We start from the raw sequence: 21,688 nt of genomic DNA, 5'->3' as shown, positions 1-21,688 counted from the left end.
GATGCGCTCAGCAGGCGACCCGACACTGGGATGCAGTCATCCCCGAGGAGTCGCCATGGTCGAAGCGCCGGGCCGGCGGGCTCACGCCGACGACACGGTGCGCACCTGCGCGTTCGTGGTCCTGTGGCTGAGCCTGCTGCTGGTCACGTACTGGTGGGTGGCGGACGGCGGCGTCCAGGAGCTCGGCGGCTGGGCGACCGGCCTCACGTCACTCGGCCGGCTCACCGGGTTGCTCGCCGCTGTCCTGCTGCTCGCTCAGGTCCTGCTGATGGCTCGGGTGCCGCTGCTGGAAGCGGCGTACGGGCAGGATCGGCTCGCGCGGATCCACCGCCTGACCGGGTTCACGTCGTTCAACCTGATGCTGGCGCATCTCGTCACCATCACCTGGGGATACGCGGCGGGGGAGCTGGGCCGCACGCCCGCGACGCTGTGGGACCTGACGGTCGACTACCCGGGCATGTTGCTCGCGGTGGCCGGCACGGTCTGCCTGTGTCTGACCGTGGTGACGAGCATCAAGGCTGCGCGGCGACGGATCCGGTACGAGTCGTGGCATCTCCTGCACCTGTACGCATACCTCGGCGTCGGACTCGCGCTGCCGCACCAGCTCTGGACCGGTCAGGACTTCCTCGCGTCGACCAGCCGGACCGTCTTCTGGTGGACCGCCTGGGCTCTGACAGCCGCGGCGATCCTGGTGTTCCGGATCGGGATGCCGGTCTGGCGAAATGCCCGGCACCGGCTGCGAGTGACGGCCGTCGTCCGCGAGACCGATCGCATCGTCTCGGTGTACGTCGAGGGACGGCGGCTGGATCGGCTGCAGACCGAAGCCGGTCAGTTCTTCTCCTGGCGGTTCCTCGGCCGGCCAGGCTGGACCCGGGCCAACCCGTACTCGTTGTCGGCCGCGCCGGACGGCCGCAGTCTGCGGATCACAGTCCAGGAAGCCGGCGACGGAAGCGCGGCGCTCGGCGGCGTACGTCCGGGTACGCGCGTTCTGGTCGAAGGACCGTACGGACGGTTGAGCGCGCGGGCCCGGACCACACGGCGGATCGCGCTCATCGGCGCCGGGGTCGGCATCACCCCGCTGCGTGCGTTGGCCGAAGGACTCGACTACGCGCCGGGCGACGCGGTCCTGATCCAGCGGTACACCGATCATCAGCTCTTCAGGAACGAACTGCAGGCGCTCCATCGCGATCGCGGACTGTCCCTGCTGTCGCTGCCAGGTCATCGGCGCGGCCCCGGCTCGTGGTTCGGCCCGGGGCCGGGCGAGCTCGACGACCTGCAAGCGCTTCGGCACTGGATCCCGGACATCGCCGAACGCGATGTCTACCTGTGCGGACCGGACGCGTGGACGCAGCTGGTGAAGCAGACCCTCGACGCCGCCGGTCTCCCGGCCGAGCGGCTCCATCTGGAAACGTTCAAGTGGTGATCTCGTGAAACGCATCGTGCTCTGGTTCCTCGGTACGGTCTCGGCCGTCGTCCTGCTGTTCGGCTACCGCACGTCGACCTCCGGTCCGGAGGCTGCCACACCGCTTGCCAGCGGCAACGAAACCGGACCTGGTACGTCCGCTCCGTCGACGGCGCCCTCATCTGTGCCTTCATCTGTGCCCTCGTCGGCGCCCGGTTCGTCGACAGTCACGGGTGACGTCGCGCAGACGCAATGGGGTCCGGTCCAGGTACAGCTCACCGTGCAGAGCGGCAAGATCACGGCCGTCAGCGTTCCGCAGTACCCGAACGGGAACCGCCGCGACGCCGAGATCAACCAGTACGCGCTGCCGATCCTGATCAACGAGACCGTGCAGGCGCAGAGTGCCGATATCGACATGGTCAGCGGGGCGACCGTGACCAGCGACGGCTACATCCGTTCCCTGCAAAGCGTTCTGGACCAGGTCAAATGACCACGCGGTACGTCGAGCACGTGATGGGGATGCCCATCAGCCTGGCGCTGCGCGGGCGGCACGCGGGCGACGACCGTGCGACCGAGGCGTGGGCGAACGCCCTCGACGTACTGCGGGATGCCGACCGGATCTTCAGCACCTACCGGCCCGATTCTTACGTCTCCCGCCTCAACCGCGGCGAGCTGGCGGTTGCGGACTGTCCGCCGGAGGTCGCCGAGGTCCTCGCGCTCGGCGAACAGGCCCGGGTCGAGACCGGCGGCGCGTTCGACGTACGACGTAACGGGGTGCTGGACCCGAGCGGTGTGGTGAAGGGTTGGGCCGTCGAGCGGGCCGCACACGCCTTCGACAGACTGCCTGGCACGGACTACTGCCTCTCGGCCGGCGGCGACCTGACCTGCCGGAGCGGTCCGCACTCGATCGGCTGGCGGATCGGGATCGAGGACCCCCATGCGCCGGAGAAGGTGGTCGCCATGGTGCCGATCCGGAACGGCGCGATCGCTACCTCCGGGCTGCACCGGCGCGGCGACCACATCACCGACGCTCGCACCGGTACGACGCCGGCCCTGCTCGCGTCGGTGACCGTGGTCCATCAGTCGCTGACCCAGGCCGATATCGACGCGACCGCGGCCTTCGCTCTCGGCGCGGATGGTCTCGAGTGGATGCGGTCCCGCACCGGTCTGGTCGTCCTGGCCGACGGGACCCGTCAGGTCTTCGGCGACAGCACCCGTTCGACGACCTCGGCGACCATTCCGCGCGGAATGGGGCGGTGGGCAACGAAGTGCCGGTAGAAGAACGGACTGGTGAGCAGGTCCGTGGTCAGCTCGGGATCGGTGTCCGGGCCGATTTCCCCGCGCTCGCGACCGCGGGCCAGGACGACGAGCATCGGCTCGCGGCGGCGGCTGGTGAGATCGGTGTGCAGTTTCGACAGCGCGGGATCGCGCTCGGCGGCGTCGATGAACGCGGCCAGCAGGCGGGGGAACGGCGTACGCTCGAGCAGCGTCACGAACGCGGTGAGGATCTCCGTGGCATCGGAAACCACCGACCCCGTGTCCGGCGTCGGCAACGGGCGGAAGGTGGTGTCCATCGCGTCGACCAACAGCGCCCCGGTGGTCGGCCAGCGCCGGTACAGCGTCGCCTTGCTCGCGCCGGCCCGCCGCGCGACCGCCTCCATCGTGAAGCCGGCCAACCCCGACTCGTCGAGCACGCCGAGCGCAGCCGTGAGCATCCGCTGCCGGGCACCGTCACCACGCGAGACCATTGATCCACCTCCATCGAAACGCTATCGTACCGTTAGCGTAAGAGTACGGTACCGTTTCGATAGAAGGTGATCCCGATGAGGACCGGGACGTACTGGGCAGTGACCACAGTCGTCGTGGGGGAGTGTGCCGTCGGCGGCGCGATGGATCTGTTCCGGCTGCCGCCGTTCTACCCGATGATGATCGACCTGGGATATCCGAGTTATCTCGCGACGATCCTCGGTCTCGCCAAGCTGGCGGCGGCGGTCGTCCTGCTGGCACCTCGCCTGCCGCGGCTGAAGGAGTGGGCGTACGCCGGAGTTCTGATCAACATGACAGGCGCCGCCGCTTCGAATGCGGCCGAGCACGTGTACTCCGGGATGATCGCCCCGGCGGCGTTCGCCGTGCTGGCGCTCGCGTCGTGGGCGATCAGGCCCGGGAGTAGACGTCTCTAGCGGCTGAAGCCCGCGGTGAGGCCGCTGAGCAGTTGGCGGCGGCTGACGGCGTACAGGATGACGATTGGCAGCGTGGTGAGGACGACGGACGCGAGGACCGCCGGGACGTTCACGCTGTACTGGCCCTGGAAGGTCCACAGCGCCAGCGGCAGCGTGCGCTTGTCCGGGCTCTGGGTCAGGATCAGCGGCAGCAGGAACCCGTTCCAGACGGCCAGGCCGTTGTAGATGCTGACGGTCACCAGCGCCGGCCGGGTCAGCGGGAACGCGAGTGTGCGGAGCATGCCCCACTCGGTCGCGCCGTCCACCCGCATCGACTCGAACAGTTCCTTGGGTACGTCGCGGATGAAGTTCGACAGCACCAGCACCGACAGCGGGATCGAGAACGCGACCGACGGCAGGATCAGTGCCAGCAGGCTGTCGTACAGGTGCATCTTGATGATCAGCAGGTAGACCGGGATGATCGTCGCCTGCAGCGGGATCGCCAGCCCCATCAGGAACATACCGTTGACCCCGGCAAGGAATCTGCTGCCGGCGCCGCGGATGATCGCGTACGCCGCCATGAACGAGATCCCGACTGCGGGGATGATCGTGCCGATCGTGACGATCACGCTGTTGATGAAGTACCGCGGAAAGTCGGACTCGATGACCAGTTTGTAGTTCTCCGACGTCGGTGCGGACGGCAGGGCGAACGGGTTCTGGGTGAAGTAGTCGCTCTGGTCCTTGAAGCTGGTGACCACGATCCAGTACAGCGGGATCACCACGATCGCGAGCCAGATCCAGCCGGCCAGGCCGCCGAACCAGTTCAGCTGGAGCAGCTTGTGTGCGCGCACCGGTCCGCCGCGGGCGCGGCGGGTCGACGTACTCGAGGTGGTTGCGATCGCCATCTCAGGCACCTTCCTGCTGGCTGGCCGTCGTACTGCCGCCGAGCCGCCGCAGCAGCAGTGCGAGCACCAGGCCGAGCAGCACGATCATGGACGCGATCACGCTGGCGGGGCCCATCTGGTTGGACATGAAGCCGCGCTTGTACATGTCGAGCGCGAGGACCCGGGTGGCGTCACCGGGGCCGCCCGCGGTCAGCACGAAGATCAGGTCGAAGAAGGTCAGCGAACCGACCACCATCAACGTCGACGACGTGATGATCGTGTACTTGAGTTGCGGCACGGTGATGCTGAAGAACTGCCGGATCCGGCCGGCGCCGTCGATCGAGGCGGCCTCGTACATCGTGGTCGGGATCTGCCGGACGCCGCCTTGGTAGATCAGCGAGTGGAACGGGATGAACTGCCAGGACACGATGAAGATCACTACGCCGATGGCGAGGTTGCTCTTGCCGAGCCAGTCCTGGGTAAGGAAGCCGATGTGCAGGCCCGCGCCGAGGCCGAAGTTCGGATCGAGCAGGGCCTTGTACGTGATCGCGATCGCGGCCGAGCTGAGCAGCAGCGGGATGAAGTACAGCACGGCCAGGAACGCGCGGTACCGCTGCCGGCCGGCCAGGAACGTGCCGAGCAGCAGGCTCATCGGGGTCTGCACGGCCCAGGACAGGATCATGATCTCGAAGGTCACCAGGACGCTGTGCCACGTCTGCGGATCGGACAGCACCGAGCGCCAGTTCGCGAACCCGTTCGCGTGGATCGCGCCGAGGCCGTCCCACTGGGTGAAGCTGAGCACGACCACGCCGACCAGCGGCACGACCCCGAACACGACGAACAGCACCAGCGCGGGCAGCACCATCCAGGCGACCGGACCGCTCCGCCCGACGCCGGCCCCCCCGGCGCCGGACGAGACATTGCGGCCGGTCGCCGGGACGACGGGCGGAGCGGTCACGGTCATGGAGTCTCCTGGCCTTCGATGTTCAACAGGTTCACTGGCCGATCACCGCGTTCATGTTGTCGGCGAACTGCTGCGGCGAGATGGACAGCTGGAAGAGCTTGGCGATGTTGTCGAGCAGGGTCTCGGCCTGCGTCGGGCTGAGGGCCTGGTCCCACGACTGGGCGAAGTTCTTCGCGTTCGCCGCGGTGTCGTAGACGAAGTTCAGCCACTCGGAGTCGTTCTTGTCGGTGATCGACGAGAGCTTGTCCTTCGCGCTCTTCACCACCGGGATGTTGCCGGACTTCACCCAGGCGTCGACGGTCGCGTCGTCGAGGGTGTTGTTGGCGATGAACTTCTTCGCGGTGTCCTTGTCGCCCGAGCTCGCCTTGGACGAGATCGACATGTACTGACCCGGGTTGCCGACGGTGTCGCTCGGGTCGCCCTTGCCGCCGTCGACCGGCGGGAAGTTCATGTAGCCGAGGTGCCCGCCGGTGACGAAGTCCTTGCCGGACGACTTCATGTTGCCGTAGGTCCAGGCGCCGTGCAGCATCATCGCGGCCTTGCCGGTGTAGAGCAGCGCCTGGTCGGCGTTCGAGTCGGCGGTGATCGAGGAGAAGCCCTTGATGAAGCCGTTCGCCTTGATCAGCTTCTGCATCTCGTCGAGCGCCTTCAGTGCCGACGGGTCGGACCAGCCGTCCTTCTTGCCGTCGTAGATGTTCTGGAAGACCTCGCTGCCGCCGATCCGGTCGAACAGGAACTCCAGCCACATCATGTTGGTCCAGCGGGACTGGCCGCCGAGCGAGAACGGCGCGATGCCCTTCTCGTTGAACTTCGGCACCAGGTCCATGATGTCGCCCCACGACTGCGGGGGCTGGGCGCCGATCTTCTCGAACGAGCGCTTGTCGTAGAACAGCACGATCGGCGTGACCGTCTCGCCAGGCACGGCGTAGAGCTTGCCGTTGACGGTCGCCGCCGTGAAGGCGGACGGGAAGATCGAGTTCTTCAGGTCGGTCTGCCCGTTGAACCAGTCGGTCAGGTCCTCGACCTGGCCGGCCTCGACGTAGGCCTTCAGGCCGCCGCCGCCCCAGCCCCAGATCAGCGTCGGGCCCTGGCCGGCGCCGATCGCGGTCTTGATCTTGGCCTTGAACGCGTCGTTCTGGAACTCGGTGGTCTTGATCTTGGTGTTCGGGTTCGCGTCGTTGAACGCCTTGACCTGCGCCTCCCGGATCGCCTGCTGCGGCTGTCCGGTGAGGAACCAGTACGTCGTGCCGCTGCCGGCCGCTGCTCCGGTGGTGGAACCGGGCGTGCTACTCGGGCCGGAGCTGCCGCAGGCCGCGAGGCCGGCCGCCAGTGCGCCGCCGCCGACCATGCCTAAGAAGGTACGACGGGATGTCGTCATCGGATCCACTGTGATCTCCGTACTCCGTGCTGCCCCCACAGGTTGCGGAAGGCACCTGTCGATATGACTTGTTTTCGAAACATAGATTTCGGAGATAGTGCTGTCAAGACTTGAACTAAGGGCAGTTTGGGGTCACAGTGAGGTCACGTAAACGCCTGCTGTCACAGGCGATTCACAGACCCGGGGCGGATCGCCGGGGTCGGCGGGAGAGCTTCGAAACTTTTTCGATAATTGCTCACCGAAATGAATGATCATCAAGGGAGATTTTCTTGTCCATCTCGACTGACCGGCCCTGGCGCGACCCTGCGCTGCCTGCCGCCGAGCGGGTCGGCCTGCTGTTGCGGGCGATGACGTTGGAGGAGAAGGTCGCGCAGCTGGGCAGTCGCTGGGCCGGTAACGACATGGCCGACACCGAGGTGCCGCCGGACGAGGCGATGAACGTGGCGCCGATGGAGGACGTTTTCTCCGCCGGCGGATCGTCGTCGCTGGAGGACGCGAGCCGCGACGGTCTCGGTCATCTCACCCGGGTCTGGGGCAGCTACCCGCTGTCGGTCGAGCAGGGCATCGCCGAGGTGATCCGGCAACACGAGGTCGTGCTGAAGAACTCCCGGCTCGGCATCCCCGCGCTGGTCCACGAGGAGTGCCTGACCGGCTTCACGACGTACGGCGCGACCGTCTACCCGGCGTCGATCGCCTGGGGTGCGACCTTCGACCCGTCGCTGGTCGAGCGGATGGCAGCCGCGATCGGGCGGGACATGGCCGCGGTCGGGGTGCATCAAGGCTTGTCGCCGGTGCTGGACGTCGTACGTGACTATCGGTGGGGTCGCGTCGAGGAGACGATCGGCGAAGATCCTTACCTGGTGGGGATCCTGGGCTCGGCGTACGTGCGCGGTCTGCAGAGCGCCGGCGTCATCGCGACGCTGAAGCACTTCGCCGGGTACTCCGCGTCGCGCGCCGGCCGGAACCACGGCCCGGTGTCGATGGGTAAGCGCGAGCTGCTCGACATCATCCTGCCGACGTTCGAGACCGCGATCGCGACGGCCGCTGCCGGATCGGTGATGAGCGCGTACGCCGATCTGGACGGACTGCCCGCGAGTGCGGATCCGTGGTTGTTCACCGACGTACTGCGGGACGAGTGGGGCTTCGACGGGACGGTCGTCTCCGACTACTGGGCGGTGCCGTTCCTGGCGTCGATGCATCGGGTCGCGGCGGACAACGCGGACGCGGGCGCGCTGGCGTTGACGGCCGGGACCGATGTGGAACTGCCCGACACGATCGGGTTCGCCGGGCTGGTGGACAACGTCAAGTCGGGCGAGGTGTCCGAGGAGCTCGTCGATCGCGCGGCGCGGAGGTTGCTGCTGCAGAAGATCGAGCTCGGTCTGCTCGACGAGGACTGGACGCCCGAGGGGTCGGTGCGGACGGATGTAGAGCTCGACTCGGCGGACAACCGATCGATCGCCACCGAGCTGGCGGAGAAGTCCGTTGTGCTGCTGGATGCGGGCACGGCTCTGCCGCTGAACAACCTGGGCAAGATCGCCGTCGTCGGTCCGACTGCGCATGACCCGCGCACCTTGATGGGCTGCTACGCGTTCCCGAACCACGTGCTTCCGCGATACCCCGAGCGAGGGCTGGGGATCGACATCGCCACGCCGCTCGATGCCTTGCGCAACGAGTTGGCCGGCGTCGAGGTGTCGTACGCCAAGGGGTGTGACGTCATGGGTGACGATCGCTCCGGGTTCGACGAGGCGGTTGCGACGGCCCAGGACTGTGATGCGGTGGTGGCGTTCGTCGGCGACCTGTCCGGGTTGTTCGGGCACGGGACGTCCGGTGAGGGCTGTGACGCCGAGGATCTTCGGCTTCCGGGCGTGCAGGGGCAACTGCTGGATGCGCTGCTCGGCACCGGGAAGCCGGTTGTGCTGGTGGTGGTGTCCGGGCGGCCGTACGCGCTGGGTGAGTTCGCGGACCGGATCGCCGGGCTCGTGCAGGCGTTCATCCCGGGCCAGCAAGGTGCGGCCGCGATCGCCGGTGTGCTGAGTGGGCGGATCGTGCCGAGTGGCAAGTTGCCGGTGCAGATCCCGCGGCATGTCGGTGGGCAGCCCGGCACGTACCTGCAGCCGGCGCTCGGCAGTGTCGAGAGCGCCGGGATCAGCGGGCTCGAGGTCCGCCCGTTGTACCCGTTCGGCTACGGGGCGTCGTACACGACCTTCACGATCGCCGATCTCCGGTTGAGCGCGCCGGAGATCGGCAGCAACGGCGAGTTCACCGCGACGGTGCGGGTGCAGAACACGGGCGACCGGCCCGGCGACGAGGTCGTGCAACTGTATCTGCGGGACGTCGTCGCCCGGGTCGCCCGGCCGTTGAAGCTGCTGACCGGGTTCGCGCGGGTGTCGCTGGAGCCGGGACAGGCGGTCGATGTCACGTTCCACGTGCACGCCGATCGCACGGCGTACACCGGCCCGGATCTGAGACGGATCGTCGAGCCCGGTGAGTTCGAAGTGATGATGGGCACGTCGTCACAAGACCTGCCGTGTCGCGATTCGGTGCGGATCACCGGGGATGTGAGGGTGGTCGGACACGACCGGGTCCTGACGACGCCGGTGACGATCGCAGAGGATCCAGGAGGAGGGTGACGAGATGACTCGGTTGAAGGGTCGCGTCACCTTGGCGACGGTGGCCGGGTCCGCCGGTGTCTCGGTCGCCACGGTCTCCAAGGTGCTCAACGGGCGCAGCGACGTCTCGGCGGTCACCCGCGCGCGGGTCCAGGAGATCCTGGAGAAGCACGGGTACGTCGGCCGCCGCCCGGACCCCGTCCACCGGGACACGGTCGAGCTGTTCTACCAGGGTGTGCTGAACGCGTACTCGGTCCAGGTCATCCAAGGAGTCGTCGAGGCAGGTCAGGCCGAGGGCGTCGATGTGATATTGAACGCCCACCCGCCGCACCCGCAGGCGTCGAGCAGCGGGCGTGCCGCGCGCTGGATCCGCACCCTGATCGGCAACGGCCGCCGGGCCGCGATCGGGCTCACCAGCCAGCTGGCCGATGCCGACCTGGCCGCGCTGGCGCGAGCCCGACTGCCGCTCGTGGTGATCGACCCGGCGAACATCCCGCAGCCGGACGTCACGAGTGTGGGTTCGACGAACTTCGCCGGCGGGATGGCCGCTGCCCAGCACCTGCTGTCCCTCGGCCACCGCCGGATCGGGTACGTCGGCGGCCAGCCGACCTCGGGCTGCAACCAGGCCAGGATGAGCGGCTTCCGCAGCGCGATGGACGCCGTCGGCGCGACGGTGCCGTCGGAGTACATCTGGCTGAGCGACTTCCTGTACGACGACGGCGTCGCCGGCGGGTCCTCGTTGCTGGACCTGCGGGACCGGCCGACCGCGATCTTCGCCGGCAGTGACGAGGTCGCGCTCGGGATCCTGGAGGCAGCGCGGGCGCGCGGCCTGCGGGTGCCCGAGGACCTCAGCCTGGTCGGCTTCGACGACACCGAGGTGGCCCGGCTCGCCTCGCCGCCGCTCACCACAGTGCGGCAGCCGCTGCGCGAGATGGGCGCGGTCGCACTCCGTACGGCGTTGCAATTGGCGGCGGGAGAGCAGGTCGCCTCACACCACGTCGAGCTGGCAACGACCCTGATCGTCCGCGGCTCGGCCGCACCGCTCGAGCTGTCGTCCGTCGCGGCCTCCTGATCATTCCTTCCGGTCCGCGAGGGCCTTCGTCACGAACACCGCAGCGACCAGCAGCACCACGGACAACGCCGCGAGCAGAGTGAGCGGTACTGCGTTGGCACCGGCCGACTTGTCGTCCGACAGCACGGTCATGATCGAGCGGATCGGGGAGATCCAGCGCAGCAGCAGGACGGCGATGATCGCGGCCGCCGCCGTCAGCATCGCGATCCCGATCCGCCGGATCACCAGCCGCGAGCACAACAGCCCGATCGTCGCGCCGACCAGCGCCGCCCCGAGCTGAGCGGCTGCACCGACCGCGAGATCTCCCGCGGTGACCACATGTTTCCCGGTGACGATCGGGTAGATCAATCCGATGATCAGCAGCGGGACGCACCACGTGACCACGACAGCGACCGTCGTCGCCAGAACTCGTAACGAGCTCCCCACCGTCACGACCGTGATCTGCCGCTGCGTCGGGTCCTCGTGGTTGACGATGCTGACGGTCAACCACGTCGTACAGACGAGCATCGCGAGCACGCAGAACGCGTACGACGACTGCAGCGGGCCGTTGTCCGACGTCGTACCGACGGCCATCGCGGCGAGGAAGATCAGCGTCGGCGGGAGGTAACGCTGGGAGAGCAGGACGCTCGTGAGCAGGTACCGATAGAGGGCAGTCACTCGGACCTCACCTGGCGGACCGTCGTGACCGACCAGCCGTGTTGCAGGGCGGTCAGCAGCGTCGCGTCATGTCGGCCGGTCGGCACCATCAGCGTGACACCTGCCTCGTGCGGTCGTACTTCGACCACGTCCGGGTACCGCGACCAATCGATCTCGGCGCCGGGAACCATCGAGATTTCGGTCAGACTCGCCTGATGGGTCAGCGCGGTCAGCCGGCCGTGCTCGATCTCGCAGACCCGCGTCGCCGTCGACCGGACGACCTGGGCGGAGTGCTCCGTGAAGGCGACCGCGGCGCCTTGTGCGGCGGTCTCGGTGAGGAGCTCGCGCAGGGTGGTGTGAGCGGTTGCGTCGAGACCGGCCCACGGTTCGTCGAGGACGAGGAGCTCAGGTTGTCTGAGGAGTGCCTGGGCCAGCGCGACCTTCTGTGCGTTGCCCTTGGACAGCTTCCGCATCGGGGTGTCCGCGCCGCCCGAGAGCGCGAGCCGGTCGAGCAGTTCGTGAGCGCGGGCTTGCGCCGTACGCGTGCTGAGTCCACGGATCCGTCCCATATGCCTCAGGTACGCCGACGCGGAGAGGCGATCGTGGGACGCGAAGACATCCGGGACGTAGCTGACGACACCGGCATTGCGCTGCACCGATCCCGCGGACGGCCGGGACAGGCCGACCATCAGTTTGAGGACAGTGGACTTGCCGGAGCCGTTGGCGCCGACCAGTGCCACCAGCTCACCCGCGTTCACCTGCAGGTCGACGTCCGCCAGGATCTCCCGTCGCCCGTACCGTTTCGAGACTTGCCGCAGCCGGACCACTTCCATGCGGCGAGCCTATCCACCCGGCGGGCCGCATCACCCGGGCGAGCGGGCGGGTGAGGATCGCAGAGACCAGCAGGGACGCCGCCGCGAACGCTGTCATCGTCGGGGCGGCCGAGGTCAGATCAGCCAGTGCGCCCGCGAGGATCGCCGCCACGCCGAAGGTCGTCATGCGCAGCGCGGACTCCAGCCCGAGCACCTGTCCGCGCAGCTGCGCCGGAGTCAGATCGACGAGAACCTCCTGCTGGGCAAGGGAAGCCGAGTAGCCGAAGCTGCCGACGGCGACGAGTACGCAGAGCACGGCGATCGGCAGGTGGAACGCAAAGCCCAGGAACGGTACGGCGAGCACGAACCGGAGCCACCGTCCCGCGACCCGGCGGCCGTTCCGGCTGAGGAAGCGGCCGACGATGAGATCGCCGCTCATCATCCCGGCGGCTCCCGCGGCCAGCAGCCAGCCGGCGCGAGGTCCGGCGTACGGGACGAAGAGGGCCTCGCAGCCGACGATCAGGCCGTTGGGAAGGGTCAGGGCGAGCAGGAGCGGACGGGTGCGTTTCTGGGAGAGCAGCACGCGGTTGCCGCGCCAGGTCTCGGCGAGACCGGTCCGCGCGACCCGGCGTGGCGGACGGTCCTGCAGCCCGAACCGGACGACCGGTACGGCGAGGGTGGCGAAGCCGGTCGCGATCCAGAGGACGGTCGACGGACTGACTGCCTGCAGCAGGATGCCGGCGATGCCGAAGCCGGCGATCTGCATCGCGCCGACCGACAGGTTCATCGCGGAGCGGCCGAGGATGAACTGGTCGTCGTGCACCACCTCGCCGAGCAGGCCGTAGCGCACGCCGGCGCCGATCGACAGGCCGTACGCGAGCGTGAGCGACAGGACCAGTCGCAGGCCGGGGGAGAGGTCGAGGGCGGCTTGGATGCCGACCGCAACGGCCGAACCGGCCGCGAGCAACGTGAGGATCTGCCGCGGCCGGGCAGTGTCCGCGGCCGACATCAGTGTGGACACGCCGAGCACCTGGGCGAGCGACGGCCCGAACATGATCATCGCCGCGAGCAGCGCGGACCCGGTCGTGGCGTCGACCACGATCGCCAGCGTCAGGCTGGTCATCGTCGAGGACGCGTTGCCCAGCGCGCTGCCGATCCACAGGTTGCGGAACTCGCGGTTGGCGAAGATCTGCGTGTAGGTGCTCATGGGATGGAGCATCGACCGCGGCCCGCTCGCCGCCTACAGTTTCGGGTGGAGGCGAAACGTTGTCAGAGTTCCTGGTCGATGCCGACACCCTGGTGAACGCCCGGTTCGGTACGTCGCAGCTCACCGAGACCGTGTCGGCGCTCAAGCTGCTGAGCAGCCCGGTCGAGCCGTGGTACCGGCCGTGGAAGGACCAGCATGTCGCTGACTACCAGGCTGCGCTGGTGGCGAACCCGGTCTGGGCCGCGATCGTGGACAGCGCGTTCGGGACGAGCTGGGCCGCCGACTTCTTCACCGTCCCGCCGCTCGAACCGGACCTCGCGCTGGAGGAGGAGCTCGGGCCGCTGCTGGCCCTTTCCGATGACCACATCCGCGCGGACCTGAGCGTCGTACGCACGCCGTTGCCGTCAGTCCTGCTCGAGACTCGCGGGCTCGCCAGCGAGGCTGCTGGATTGTTGCGGTGGATCTGGAGCGCGACGATCGAGCCGGAGTGGCCGCGGCGGTTGCGGGTGTTGCAGGCAGACATCGTGTCGCGGACGTCGCGGCTAAGCGAGCAAGGGTGGTCGGGTGTGCTCCGCGGGCTGGGGCCGGATGTGCGGTGGCTGGGCGACGGGCGGATCCAGGTCAACCGATGGGACTATCCACCGACGGACGTTCGCGGACGGGATCTGATGTTCATCGCGGCGCACACGCAGCGCGTGAACGTGAGCTGGCGGTTGCCGGATCGGTTCGCGCTGGCCTACCCGGTCACCGGCATCTTCGCGACGACTGCGACTCCGGACGAGCCGTTGGTACAGCTGCTCGGCCGCAACCGTGCACGCATCCTGGTCGAGGCCGCGTCACCGGTGAGTACGACGCTGCTCGTCGCGACGACCGGTCTGTCACTCGCGACTGTCTCCGACCATCTCCGGGTGCTGACCGACAGCGGACTGCTCGAACGCCGCCGGTCCGGACGGTCGGTCTTGTACTGGCAGTCCGACACCGGCCGCCGAGTGGTCGGACGGCCGGTGTCGGGCTGAAGGCGTCCGTCGGACGAACGCCGGGGCTCGCCCAGCTGGGCAGCTAGCGCAGGATCTCCAGTTCGGCGGTGAGTGCGAGATCCGACACGGACGAGCCGGCTCGGAGGGTGAAGGTGCCTGGCTCGGTGGTCCAGCCTGCCCCATCTTCGGCAACAGCCCAGTGTTCAAAGGCGTGCTCGTGCAGGGCGACCGTGATCTCGCGGGCCTGCCCGGCGTCGAGGCGTACGACGGCGAAGCCGGCCAGCCAGCGGACCGGTCGATCGACCGTGCTGTCGGGGCGTTCGACGTACACCTGGACGACGTGCTTCCCGGCGCGGTCGCCGGTGTTGCGGACCGTCAGCGCGACCGAGGTCGGGTCGTTGGCGCGAAGGTCGGACAGCTCCCACGTGGTGTACCCGAGACCGTGACCGAACTCGTACGCCGGTTCGGTGCCCGCCTTGAGCCAAGCGCGGTAGCCGATGTGGATGCCCTCGTCGTACCGCACGACGCCGTCCTTCGGGGTGACGTCGATGACCGGTACGTCGTCCTGTTCGCGCGGCCACGTCGTCGGGAGCCGGCCGCCCGGCTCGGTCCGGCCGAGGAGCACGTCGGCGAGCGCGTCGCCGTACTCCTGACCACCGAAGTATGTCGCCAGCGTGGCCGCGACGTCGTCCCGCCACGGGAGGAGCACGGGCGAGCCGGCGTTGACCACGACGACCGTACGCGGGTTGGCAGCCGCGATGGCGCGGACCAGATCGTCCTGGCGACCGGGGAGTGCGAGTGAGGTGCGGTCGTAGCCTTCGGATTCGACCTTCGAGTTGGTGCCCACGACAACCAGTGCCACGTCCGCCGCACGGGCTGCCGCTACGGCCTCGTCGATCAGGGCTTGCGGGTCGTCGTTGCTCGGCTCGACGCCGACGATGATTCCGAACGCGTTGCTCAGACCGCCTTCCAGCTTGGGCAGATCGAGCTCGACGCGGACGTCGATCGGCGTACCGGCGGTCACCTCGAGCGGTGTCGAGATCGACGGCGGTGAGAGCAGCGCGGCGCCGAGGTCGGTGCCGACCGGGATCGCGGTGTCCTCGCGGAGGAGCTTGCCATCGGCAAAGATCCGGCCGCGGCCGACCGAGGCGAAGCCGAGTTTGATCGCCCCGGATTCGGCCGGCGTCCAGGTGGTGCGGAACTCGAAGACCGTCGACTCGGCGATCGGTGCGTCACCGCCGAGGTAGACGAGCGCGCTGGAGAACCGGTCCTCGGCGTACAGCTCGGTGCCGTCGGCGTCCAGGAAGCGCACGCGGCCGCCGCGTTCGCCGGTCTGCGGGTTGGTCATGGTTGCCGGGGGCAACTCGCCGACACCCTCCTGGACGACGGCGCCGATCGAGTACGTGACCTCGGCGTTCGGGAGTGCCTTGCGGATGCCGTCGAGCGGGGAGACGACGGCCGACGGGATGACGGTCGCGCTGCCGCCGCCCTGCGTACGGGCGTCGCGGGCGTTGTGGCCGATGACCGCGACGCGCTGGAGGTCGGCCCAGGGGAGTTCGTTGTTGTTGGTGAGCAGGACGGTGCCTTCGGCGGACGCCGTACGGGCGAACGCGACGCCGTCGACGTGCGGTACGTCGGCCGGCTTCTCGTAGCCTTCGAGGGCGCCGACGCGGGCGGCGAGGGCGAGGATGCGGAGGACCTTGCGGTCGATCGCGTCCTCCTTGACCTCGCCGGACCGGACCGCCTCGACGAGTGCGTCGCCCCAGGCGCCGATCGGGCCGGGCATCGCGAGGTCCTGGGAGTGCTTGGCGCTCTCGACGCTGCGTACGGCGGTCCAGTCGCTGACCACGACGCCGTCGAATCCCCAGTCGGTGTTGAGCGGGGTCTCGAGCAGGTCGTTCTCGGAAGCGGTCGCGCCGTTGATCGAGTTGTAAGCGCTCATGACGAGCCACGCCTTCGACTCGGTCACGGCCTTCTCGAACGCGAGCAGGTAAACCTCGCGGAGCGTGCGCTCGTCGACCACGACGTTCGCGGTGAAGCGGTCGGTCTCGAAGTCGTTCGCCACGTAGTGCTTCGGGGTGGCGCCGACGCCGAGCTCCTGGACGCCGGAGACGTACGCCGCGGCGAGCTCCGCGGTCAGGACCGGGTCCTCGCTGAACGCCTCGAAGTGCCGGCCGCCGAGCGGGGAACGGTGCAGGTTGATGGTCGGGCCGAGGACGACGTCGACGTTCTTGCGGCGGGCCTCGAGCGCCGACACCACGCCGTACCGATGGGCGATGTCGACGTCCCAGGACGACGAGAGCGCGGTGGCGGACGGGAGGTTGAGCGACGGGTCGCGCTCGTCCCAGACCGGGCCGCGGACGCCGCTCGGGCCGTCGGACAGCACCATCGAGCGCAGGCCGATCGACGGGAGCGCGTACGTCGACCAGAAGTCCTGGCCGGTGAGGATCCGGACCTTGTCCTCGAGGGTGAGCCGGCCGAGCAGGTCGTCGAAGTTCATGCCGAAGACTGTACGTCTGAAAGCCGAGTGATGCTAGGTTTTGGGTATGGCTGGTTCTCGAGGTCCGTATGCGAAGGGTGTCGCCAAGCGCGCCGAGATCCTGCGGACCGCACTCGAGGTGATCGCACGGCACGGCTACCGGAAGACGTCGACACGGGAGCTGGCGGCCGCGGTCGGACTGAGCGAGGCCGGGCTGCTGCACTACTTCGGCTCGAAGGAGAAGCTCTTCGAGGCAGTACTGCGAGCTCGCGACGAGGCCGACCGGTCGCGGTTCGCCGACGCCGCCGATCCGATCGAACTGCTGGCCGCTGCGGTCCGGCACAACGGATCGGTACCAGGTCTCGTCGAGCTCTACTCCACCTTCTCCGCCGAGGCCGGCGACCCCGATCACAACTCCCACGACTACTTCATCGACAGGTACGCCGGCATCCGCGCCGCCCTCGCCGACGCAATCCGCGCCCGCCAGTCCGCCGGCACGTTCAACCCGTCAGCCGACCCGGAATCCGTCGCCACCATCCTGATCGCGCTCTCCGACGGCCTCCAGGTCCAGTCCCAGTACGCCCTACCCGCCGACCCGGCCGACCTCTTCGACAACCTGCTGGATCTACTGCGCGATAGTTGAACCATGACGAGCCCCGCCGAAGACTCGACCACCCCGGCCGAGCCGTCCGCACCGTCAGCACCCGTCGGTGTCAGCCGTCGGATGCTCACCCGAGAGATCTGGCTTGTGCTGGCCCTGTCCTTGGGGGCGTCCGGGGTGGCGGCGGTCATTTCGTTTGCGGGGGTGTTGACGTCCTCGAAGCCGATCAGTGGGCAGACCGCGGTGATTGTGGGGTCTCGGGCTCCGGGGCGGCCTTGGCTGGATCTGAGTTGGCAGGTGTTCGCGATCGTGACCGCGCTCGTGCCGGTCGCGCTGGTCGGGCACTTTCTCGCGCGTGGCGGGGAGACGCTGCGGACGATCGGCTTCGACCTGCGCGACCGCCTCCGGGACCTCGGACGCGGTACGGCGATCGCGGCGATCATCGGCGGCGCCGGCCTGCTGTTCTACATCGGTGCACACGCCACCGGCGCGAACCTGACCGTCGACCCGTCGCAGCTGCCCGACTACTGGTGGCGGATCCCGATCCTGGTCGCGGTCTCCGCACAGAACGCCGTACTCGAGGAAGTGATCGTGCTCGGCTACCTCAACCATCGGCTCGACCAGCTCGGCTGGTCCGTCCGCCGCGCGACCGCGACCAGCGCGCTCATCCGCGGCTCGTACCACCTCTACCAGGGTCTCGGCGGATTCGCCGGCAACGTGATCATGGGCGTGATCTTCACCTGGCTGTACCGGCGCTGGGGCCGGGTCATGCCGCTCGTGGTCGCGCATACCCTGATCGACACCGGCGCGCTGATCGGCGCGACGTACCTGCTGGGCAAGGTCTCCTGGCTACCCAGTTGAAAACTGGACAAGTGTAAAGACTGACACGTAACCGATCGGGGCCCGAACGGGTTGAGCTTGTCGTGACAGTCAACGGGGAAATCACCAGTCCGCCTGAGATCGATGCCGGTCTGGCCGCCGCGGCGCTCGCCGTGTTCGCGCATCGGCACGAGGTCGTCCATCTGCTGTACGCCGCCACCGACGAGCCGGACGCGCTCGCCCGGATCGGCGGCCTGCTCCGGGTTGACGAGGCAACCATCGCGCGCGTCCTGGACCAGCCGCTGCGCTGGATGCTGCCGCAGTTCCGCACCGAGCTGGAGACGATCGCCTCCACACCGGACCCCACGATCACCGCGCCCGCGGTGGACCCGGCGGTCCTCGAGCCGGCGCCGACCAGCTGAGAGCTGCGCGTTCCTGCAACCCGGTCGCAGGAAGCACCGCTCCGACGTTAGGTTGGAGCGGTGCAGACGTATGGGCGGGACGTGCTGGAGATCGCGGACGAACTGACGACGGCGTACGTCGAGGTGTTCACCGCACCGCCGTTCGAGCACCGGGACCCCGAGCAGACCAGGATCGCGTTCCGGAAGCGGCTCGAGGGCGACGTGGAGCGGGACGGCTTCCAGGCCTGGATCGAGCGGACGGACGACGGGCGGATCGCCGGGTTCGTGACCGGCTGGACGACGCCCGCGCCGTTCCGGACCGACCGGTCGTACGGCGCCGTCCTCGACCGGCTCGGGGCTGAGCAGGTCGAGGAGCTGCTCGTCGGCGCGTTCGAGGTGGACGAGCTCGGCGTACTCGAGCACGCCCGCGGCACCGGCCTGGCCCGTCGCCTGCTCGAGACCGCGACCCGTGAGCGCTCCCGCGCCTGGCTGCTCGCCTGGAACCAGAACCACGACGCGATCGCGTTCTACCGCCACCTCGGCTGGCAGGAGCCCGAGGTCCGCGGCCCCGAGCACGACATCCTCGTCTTCGTCAACGCGTCATAGGGCGAAGAGTTCCGTCGCGTTCCGGTGGGTGATCGCGGCGTGCTCCTCCGGCGTGAGGTCGGCGGCTTCCAGCGCGCCCAGTGCGATCGACGGGTCGATCAACGTGGCGTCGGTGCCGAACATCATCCGGCTCGGCCCGATCCGGTCGAGGATCCAGCGGATCCGGTTCGCCTCCGGCGCGGACCAGCACGGCTCGAACCAGATCCGGTCGGACCGGTCGGCGGCCTCGGGCACCCGCGGCCAGCCGTTAGCTCCCATGTGACCGGCAAGCACCCGCGCCTCAGGCACCCGGGCCGCGACGTCGGCGAGATCGACGATCGTGTCGCCCCAGGTGTGCACGAGCGTCGGCAGGCCGTACTCCGTGGTGAGCTCGATCGCCGCCTGCATCGCGGGTGAGCTGATCCGCGTACGGCTGTATTCGCTGTGGATCTTCGCGCCGACCCACCGCGTCCGCCCGTCCCCGGCGAGCAGTTCGTCGAGGTCGGTCCGGGCCTCGTCGAGGCGGCGCGGGTCGACGACGATCATCCCGCGCAGGCGCTCGTCGACGGGTAGCTGTTCGGCCAGCGACCGGTTGCCGAGCGGGGCGTCGTACACGATGCCCTCGATCGATGAGACCAGCTGGAGGTCGATGCCGAAGCGGTCGATCAGGTCGAGGTTGACGTCGATGCTCGCGGTGTCCATCGAGAAGAACCACGGCCCCCAATGGGCGTGTACGTCGATCAGCATGCGGGCTCCAGGAGGGTCTCGAGGCTGCGGCTGCCGGCCTGCGCGATCTCGTCCGGGCTGAGCTTGGACGTCAGCAGCCGGCGGACCACCGAACGGGTCTCGTGGAACGGCGTCCGGCAGCCGAGCACGAGCCGCTCCGCGCCGACCTCCGCGGCCACGATCTCGAGCGAGTCGGGTCCGGTCAGCATCCGGGTCGAGGTGTGGAACCCGGGCTCCGAGCGGGCCAGGATGACGAAGTCGCCGAGGTAGTAGAAATGCGTGTCGAGGAACACGACCCGCGCGCCGAGCCCGCGCAACGCCGGTCCGACCTTCCGTACGTCGCCCTCGGTGAAGATCGTCACGCCGGCGTCGACCAGCAGTTGCACGATATGACCGAACGACGGGTAGCTCGGCTCCACGCTCTGCGCGGTCGGTGCCAACCGAATTGCCCGCGGCGGCACCTCACCCGCCAGCAGCCGCTCCAGCTCCTTCTCTGCGCCGAGCGGATCACGCAGATCCAGCACCGGGCACAGCGTCCATCCGTTGCCATCAGCAACCTTGCGCGCTTCGTCGTTTCCGGACGGTACGTCGAAGTGCACCGCCCGGAGCGCGGACACGACCCCGCCGGAGATGCCGCTCGCGTCGAGCACCTCCCGCACCTTCTCGGGCTTGCCCCATCGTCCGGTCGTCACCTCGTGCCCGACGAGGATGTCGCAGTCGAGCAGCAGGGGAGTGTCGGTCATGAGGCCTCCTGCGCAAGGGCTTTGTGCACCTTGCGGATCGCCGTGACGATGTCGTCGACGTCGGATTCGGTGTAGTTCTCGTTCCAGGGCAGGACGAGGAGGCGGTTGTTGATCAGTTCCTCCGCGTTCGGGCACAGGCCGACCGGGTACGACACGTCCTGCAGCGGGAACCCGGAGTCGCCGTACGTGATCCGCTCGCGGACGGCGGGTGCGGCGTACAGCGGGCTGGTCAGGTAGCCGCCGTTCGCGGGGATGCCCTCGGCGGTCAGCGCGGCGGCCCATTCGCGCATGTCGCCGGCCGCTTCGGAGATGATCAGCGGGTACTGCCAGTACACGTGGTCGTGTCCGTCGGGTGGCGGCGTGATCCCGGCCAGGTCCTCGATCGCGGCGGTCGCGCGGAGGGCCGCCGTACGACGGTCCTCGATGACGCCGCGGAGCCGGTTGAGCTGGGCTCGCGTGACGGAGGCGACGAGCTCGGTCATGCGGTAGTTCAGCGCGAGGAACAGGTACGTGCGCTCGTCGGTGTCACGCGGCCAGCCCTTGTCGGCGAACAGCCGCATCCGTCGGGCCTTCTGCGCATCGTCGGTGACCGTGAGGCCGCCGTCGCCGGCGCTGATGTGTTTGGTCTGCTGCAGGCTGAAGCAGCCGATGTGTCCGATCCGGCCGACGTACGAATCGCCGACCGGCGCGAGGTACGCCTGCGCGCAGTCCTCGATCAGCAGGATCCCGTGCCGGTCGCACAACTCCCGCAGCTCCCGCACCCGCGCGGGTTTGCCGAACAGGTGCACCACGATCACCGCCTTGGTCCGCGGCGTGATCGCGGCCGCGACCGACTCGGGCGTCAGGTTCCCGGTGATCGGGTCGACGTCCGCGAACACCGGTACGGCGTTCTGCATCATGATCGGGAACACCGTGCCCATGTCGCTGATCGGCGTGGTGATGATCTCGTCACCGGGCTCCGGGTTCACCGCGGCGACGGCGAGGTGGAGGGCCGCCGTACCGGAGCTGCAGGTGACCGCGTACCCGGCGCCGAGCAGGTCGGCGAACTCCATTTCCAGTGCGGGCACCTCGGTGCCCCACGTGGCTGACAGCATGCCGCTGCGGAGCACCCGCTCGACCGCCTTGACCTCGTCGTCACCGAAGCGCCGGCCGCTGGCGTTCATCACCGACGGCAGCGGCTCTGTGCGTACCGGTGTACCGCCGTCGCGAGCGAGCTGGTCGTTCTGCATCACAA

The 21,688-nt window shown here is 68.6% G+C and carries 22 protein-coding genes; 11 read left to right on the top strand and 11 right to left on the bottom strand.

What is annotated here, in order from left to right:
- The first annotated feature begins 55 nt into the window (after positions 1-55).
- Genes FDA38_RS29710 through FDA38_RS29700 form a run of 3 tightly spaced genes read left to right on the top strand, consistent with a single transcriptional unit; the run spans position 56 to position 2,680 of the window.
- Positions 56-1,423: a ferredoxin reductase family protein gene (locus tag FDA38_RS29710; protein ID WP_137257419.1), complete on the top strand. Its 1,368-nt coding sequence runs from the start codon at positions 56-58 to the stop codon at positions 1,421-1,423.
- A 4-nt stretch (positions 1,424-1,427) separates the two neighbouring features.
- Positions 1,428-1,892: an FMN-binding protein gene (locus tag FDA38_RS29705; protein WP_137257418.1), complete on the top strand. Its 465-nt coding sequence runs from the start codon at positions 1,428-1,430 to the stop codon at positions 1,890-1,892.
- Positions 1,889-2,680 carry an FAD:protein FMN transferase gene (locus FDA38_RS29700; protein ID WP_202877896.1) on the top strand — a complete coding sequence of 264 codons (792 nt, stop codon included), beginning with the start codon at positions 1,889-1,891 and terminating at the stop codon, positions 2,678-2,680. The genes FDA38_RS29705 and FDA38_RS29700 overlap by 4 nt, the downstream gene beginning before the upstream one ends.
- On the opposite strand, the gene FDA38_RS29695 is transcribed toward FDA38_RS29700, so the two are convergent.
- Positions 2,596-3,150 carry a TetR/AcrR family transcriptional regulator gene (locus FDA38_RS29695; RefSeq protein WP_137257417.1) on the bottom strand — a complete coding sequence of 185 codons (555 nt, stop codon included), beginning with the start codon at positions 3,148-3,150 and terminating at the stop codon, positions 2,596-2,598. The genes FDA38_RS29700 and FDA38_RS29695 overlap by 85 nt on opposite strands.
- Positions 3,151-3,225: 75 nt before the next feature.
- On the opposite strand from FDA38_RS29695, the gene FDA38_RS29690 reads away from it, so the two are divergent.
- The gene (locus FDA38_RS29690) at positions 3,226-3,582 is read left to right on the top strand and encodes a DoxX family protein (RefSeq protein WP_137257416.1); all 357 of its coding nucleotides are present in this window, start codon (positions 3,226-3,228) and stop codon (positions 3,580-3,582) included.
- Here FDA38_RS29690 and FDA38_RS29685 read toward each other — a convergent pair.
- The 3 genes from FDA38_RS29685 to FDA38_RS29675 are packed head-to-tail and all read right to left on the bottom strand — an operon-like array spanning position 3,579 to position 6,787.
- Positions 3,579-4,466, bottom strand: coding sequence for a carbohydrate ABC transporter permease (locus FDA38_RS29685; protein WP_137257415.1), 888 nt, complete (start codon positions 4,464-4,466; stop codon positions 3,579-3,581). The two genes, FDA38_RS29690 and FDA38_RS29685, sit on opposite strands and share 4 nt — an antisense overlap.
- 1 nt (position 4,467) lies before the next feature.
- The gene (locus tag FDA38_RS29680) at positions 4,468-5,409 is read right to left on the bottom strand and encodes a carbohydrate ABC transporter permease (protein ID WP_137257414.1); all 942 of its coding nucleotides are present in this window, start codon (positions 5,407-5,409) and stop codon (positions 4,468-4,470) included.
- Between the two features lie 31 nt (positions 5,410-5,440).
- Positions 5,441-6,787, bottom strand: coding sequence for an extracellular solute-binding protein (locus FDA38_RS29675; RefSeq protein ID WP_137257413.1), 1,347 nt, complete (start codon positions 6,785-6,787; stop codon positions 5,441-5,443).
- Between the two features lie 269 nt (positions 6,788-7,056).
- On the opposite strand from FDA38_RS29675, the gene FDA38_RS29670 reads away from it, so the two are divergent.
- Both FDA38_RS29670 and FDA38_RS29665 read left to right on the top strand, forming a co-directional pair.
- Positions 7,057-9,417: a glycoside hydrolase family 3 N-terminal domain-containing protein gene (locus tag FDA38_RS29670; protein ID WP_233714990.1), complete on the top strand. Its 2,361-nt coding sequence runs from the start codon at positions 7,057-7,059 to the stop codon at positions 9,415-9,417.
- A gap of 4 nt (positions 9,418-9,421) precedes the next feature.
- A complete protein-coding gene (locus FDA38_RS29665; RefSeq protein WP_137257412.1) occupies positions 9,422-10,468 on the top strand; it encodes a LacI family DNA-binding transcriptional regulator in 1,047 nt (348 codons plus the stop codon).
- Here the strand turns inward: FDA38_RS29665 and FDA38_RS29660 are convergent, their stop codons facing one another.
- The 3 genes from FDA38_RS29660 to FDA38_RS29650 are packed head-to-tail and all read right to left on the bottom strand — an operon-like array spanning position 10,469 to position 13,123.
- Positions 10,469-11,125, bottom strand: a complete 657-nt coding sequence (locus FDA38_RS29660; RefSeq protein ID WP_137257411.1) for a hypothetical protein — start codon at positions 11,123-11,125, stop codon at positions 10,469-10,471.
- Positions 11,122-11,937 carry an ABC transporter ATP-binding protein gene (locus FDA38_RS29655; protein ID WP_137257410.1) on the bottom strand — a complete coding sequence of 272 codons (816 nt, stop codon included), beginning with the start codon at positions 11,935-11,937 and terminating at the stop codon, positions 11,122-11,124. Before FDA38_RS29655 ends, FDA38_RS29660 begins: the two co-directional genes overlap by 4 nt.
- On the bottom strand, positions 11,849-13,123 hold the full coding sequence (locus tag FDA38_RS29650; protein WP_170989916.1) for an MFS transporter: 1,275 nt from the start codon (positions 13,121-13,123) through the stop codon (positions 11,849-11,851). The genes FDA38_RS29655 and FDA38_RS29650 overlap by 89 nt, the downstream gene beginning before the upstream one ends.
- Before the next feature lie 59 nt (positions 13,124-13,182).
- On the opposite strand from FDA38_RS29650, the gene FDA38_RS29645 reads away from it, so the two are divergent.
- Positions 13,183-14,139, top strand: a complete 957-nt coding sequence (locus tag FDA38_RS29645) for an ArsR/SmtB family transcription factor (RefSeq protein ID WP_137257408.1) — start codon at positions 13,183-13,185, stop codon at positions 14,137-14,139.
- A gap of 43 nt (positions 14,140-14,182) precedes the next feature.
- Here FDA38_RS29645 and FDA38_RS29640 read toward each other — a convergent pair whose 3' ends face one another.
- Complete coding sequence (locus FDA38_RS29640; RefSeq protein ID WP_137257407.1) at positions 14,183-16,600, bottom strand: glycoside hydrolase family 3 protein; 2,418 nt, start codon at positions 16,598-16,600, stop codon at positions 14,183-14,185.
- A gap of 46 nt (positions 16,601-16,646) precedes the next feature.
- On the opposite strand from FDA38_RS29640, the gene FDA38_RS29635 reads away from it, so the two are divergent.
- The 4 genes from FDA38_RS29635 (at position 16,647) to FDA38_RS29620 (ending at position 19,006) form a co-directional block, all read left to right on the top strand.
- The gene (locus tag FDA38_RS29635; RefSeq protein ID WP_137257406.1) at positions 16,647-17,222 is read left to right on the top strand and encodes a TetR/AcrR family transcriptional regulator; all 576 of its coding nucleotides are present in this window, start codon (positions 16,647-16,649) and stop codon (positions 17,220-17,222) included.
- A 3-nt stretch (positions 17,223-17,225) separates the two neighbouring features.
- Positions 17,226-18,041, top strand: coding sequence for a CPBP family intramembrane glutamic endopeptidase (locus tag FDA38_RS29630; RefSeq protein ID WP_137257405.1), 816 nt, complete (start codon positions 17,226-17,228; stop codon positions 18,039-18,041).
- Positions 18,042-18,103: 62 nt separating this feature from the next.
- The gene (locus FDA38_RS29625; RefSeq protein WP_137257404.1) at positions 18,104-18,421 is read left to right on the top strand and encodes a hypothetical protein; all 318 of its coding nucleotides are present in this window, start codon (positions 18,104-18,106) and stop codon (positions 18,419-18,421) included.
- Between the two features lie 60 nt (positions 18,422-18,481).
- A complete protein-coding gene (locus FDA38_RS29620) occupies positions 18,482-19,006 on the top strand; it encodes a GNAT family N-acetyltransferase (protein ID WP_137257403.1) in 525 nt (174 codons plus the stop codon).
- Here the strand turns inward: FDA38_RS29620 and FDA38_RS29615 are convergent.
- The 3 genes from FDA38_RS29615 to FDA38_RS29605 are packed head-to-tail and all read right to left on the bottom strand — an operon-like array spanning position 19,001 to position 21,683.
- On the bottom strand, positions 19,001-19,732 hold the full coding sequence (locus tag FDA38_RS29615) for an amidohydrolase family protein (protein ID WP_137257402.1): 732 nt from the start codon (positions 19,730-19,732) through the stop codon (positions 19,001-19,003). The two genes, FDA38_RS29620 and FDA38_RS29615, sit on opposite strands and share 6 nt — an antisense overlap.
- Positions 19,726-20,454, bottom strand: coding sequence for an amidohydrolase family protein (locus FDA38_RS29610; protein WP_137257401.1), 729 nt, complete (start codon positions 20,452-20,454; stop codon positions 19,726-19,728). The genes FDA38_RS29615 and FDA38_RS29610 overlap by 7 nt, the downstream gene beginning before the upstream one ends.
- Positions 20,451-21,683 (bottom strand): DegT/DnrJ/EryC1/StrS family aminotransferase, encoded by a 1,233-nt coding sequence (locus FDA38_RS29605; RefSeq protein WP_137257400.1) that lies wholly within the window; start codon positions 21,681-21,683, stop codon positions 20,451-20,453. The genes FDA38_RS29610 and FDA38_RS29605 overlap by 4 nt, the downstream gene beginning before the upstream one ends.
- Between the last annotated feature and the right edge of the window lie 5 nt (positions 21,684-21,688).

Source organism: Kribbella jiaozuonensis, assembly GCF_005233875.1.
Lineage (GTDB): Bacteria > Actinomycetota > Actinomycetes > Propionibacteriales > Kribbellaceae > Kribbella > Kribbella jiaozuonensis.
The sequence above is the reverse complement of the archived record's forward strand: the minus strand, read 5'-3'. Positions and strand labels throughout refer to the sequence as shown.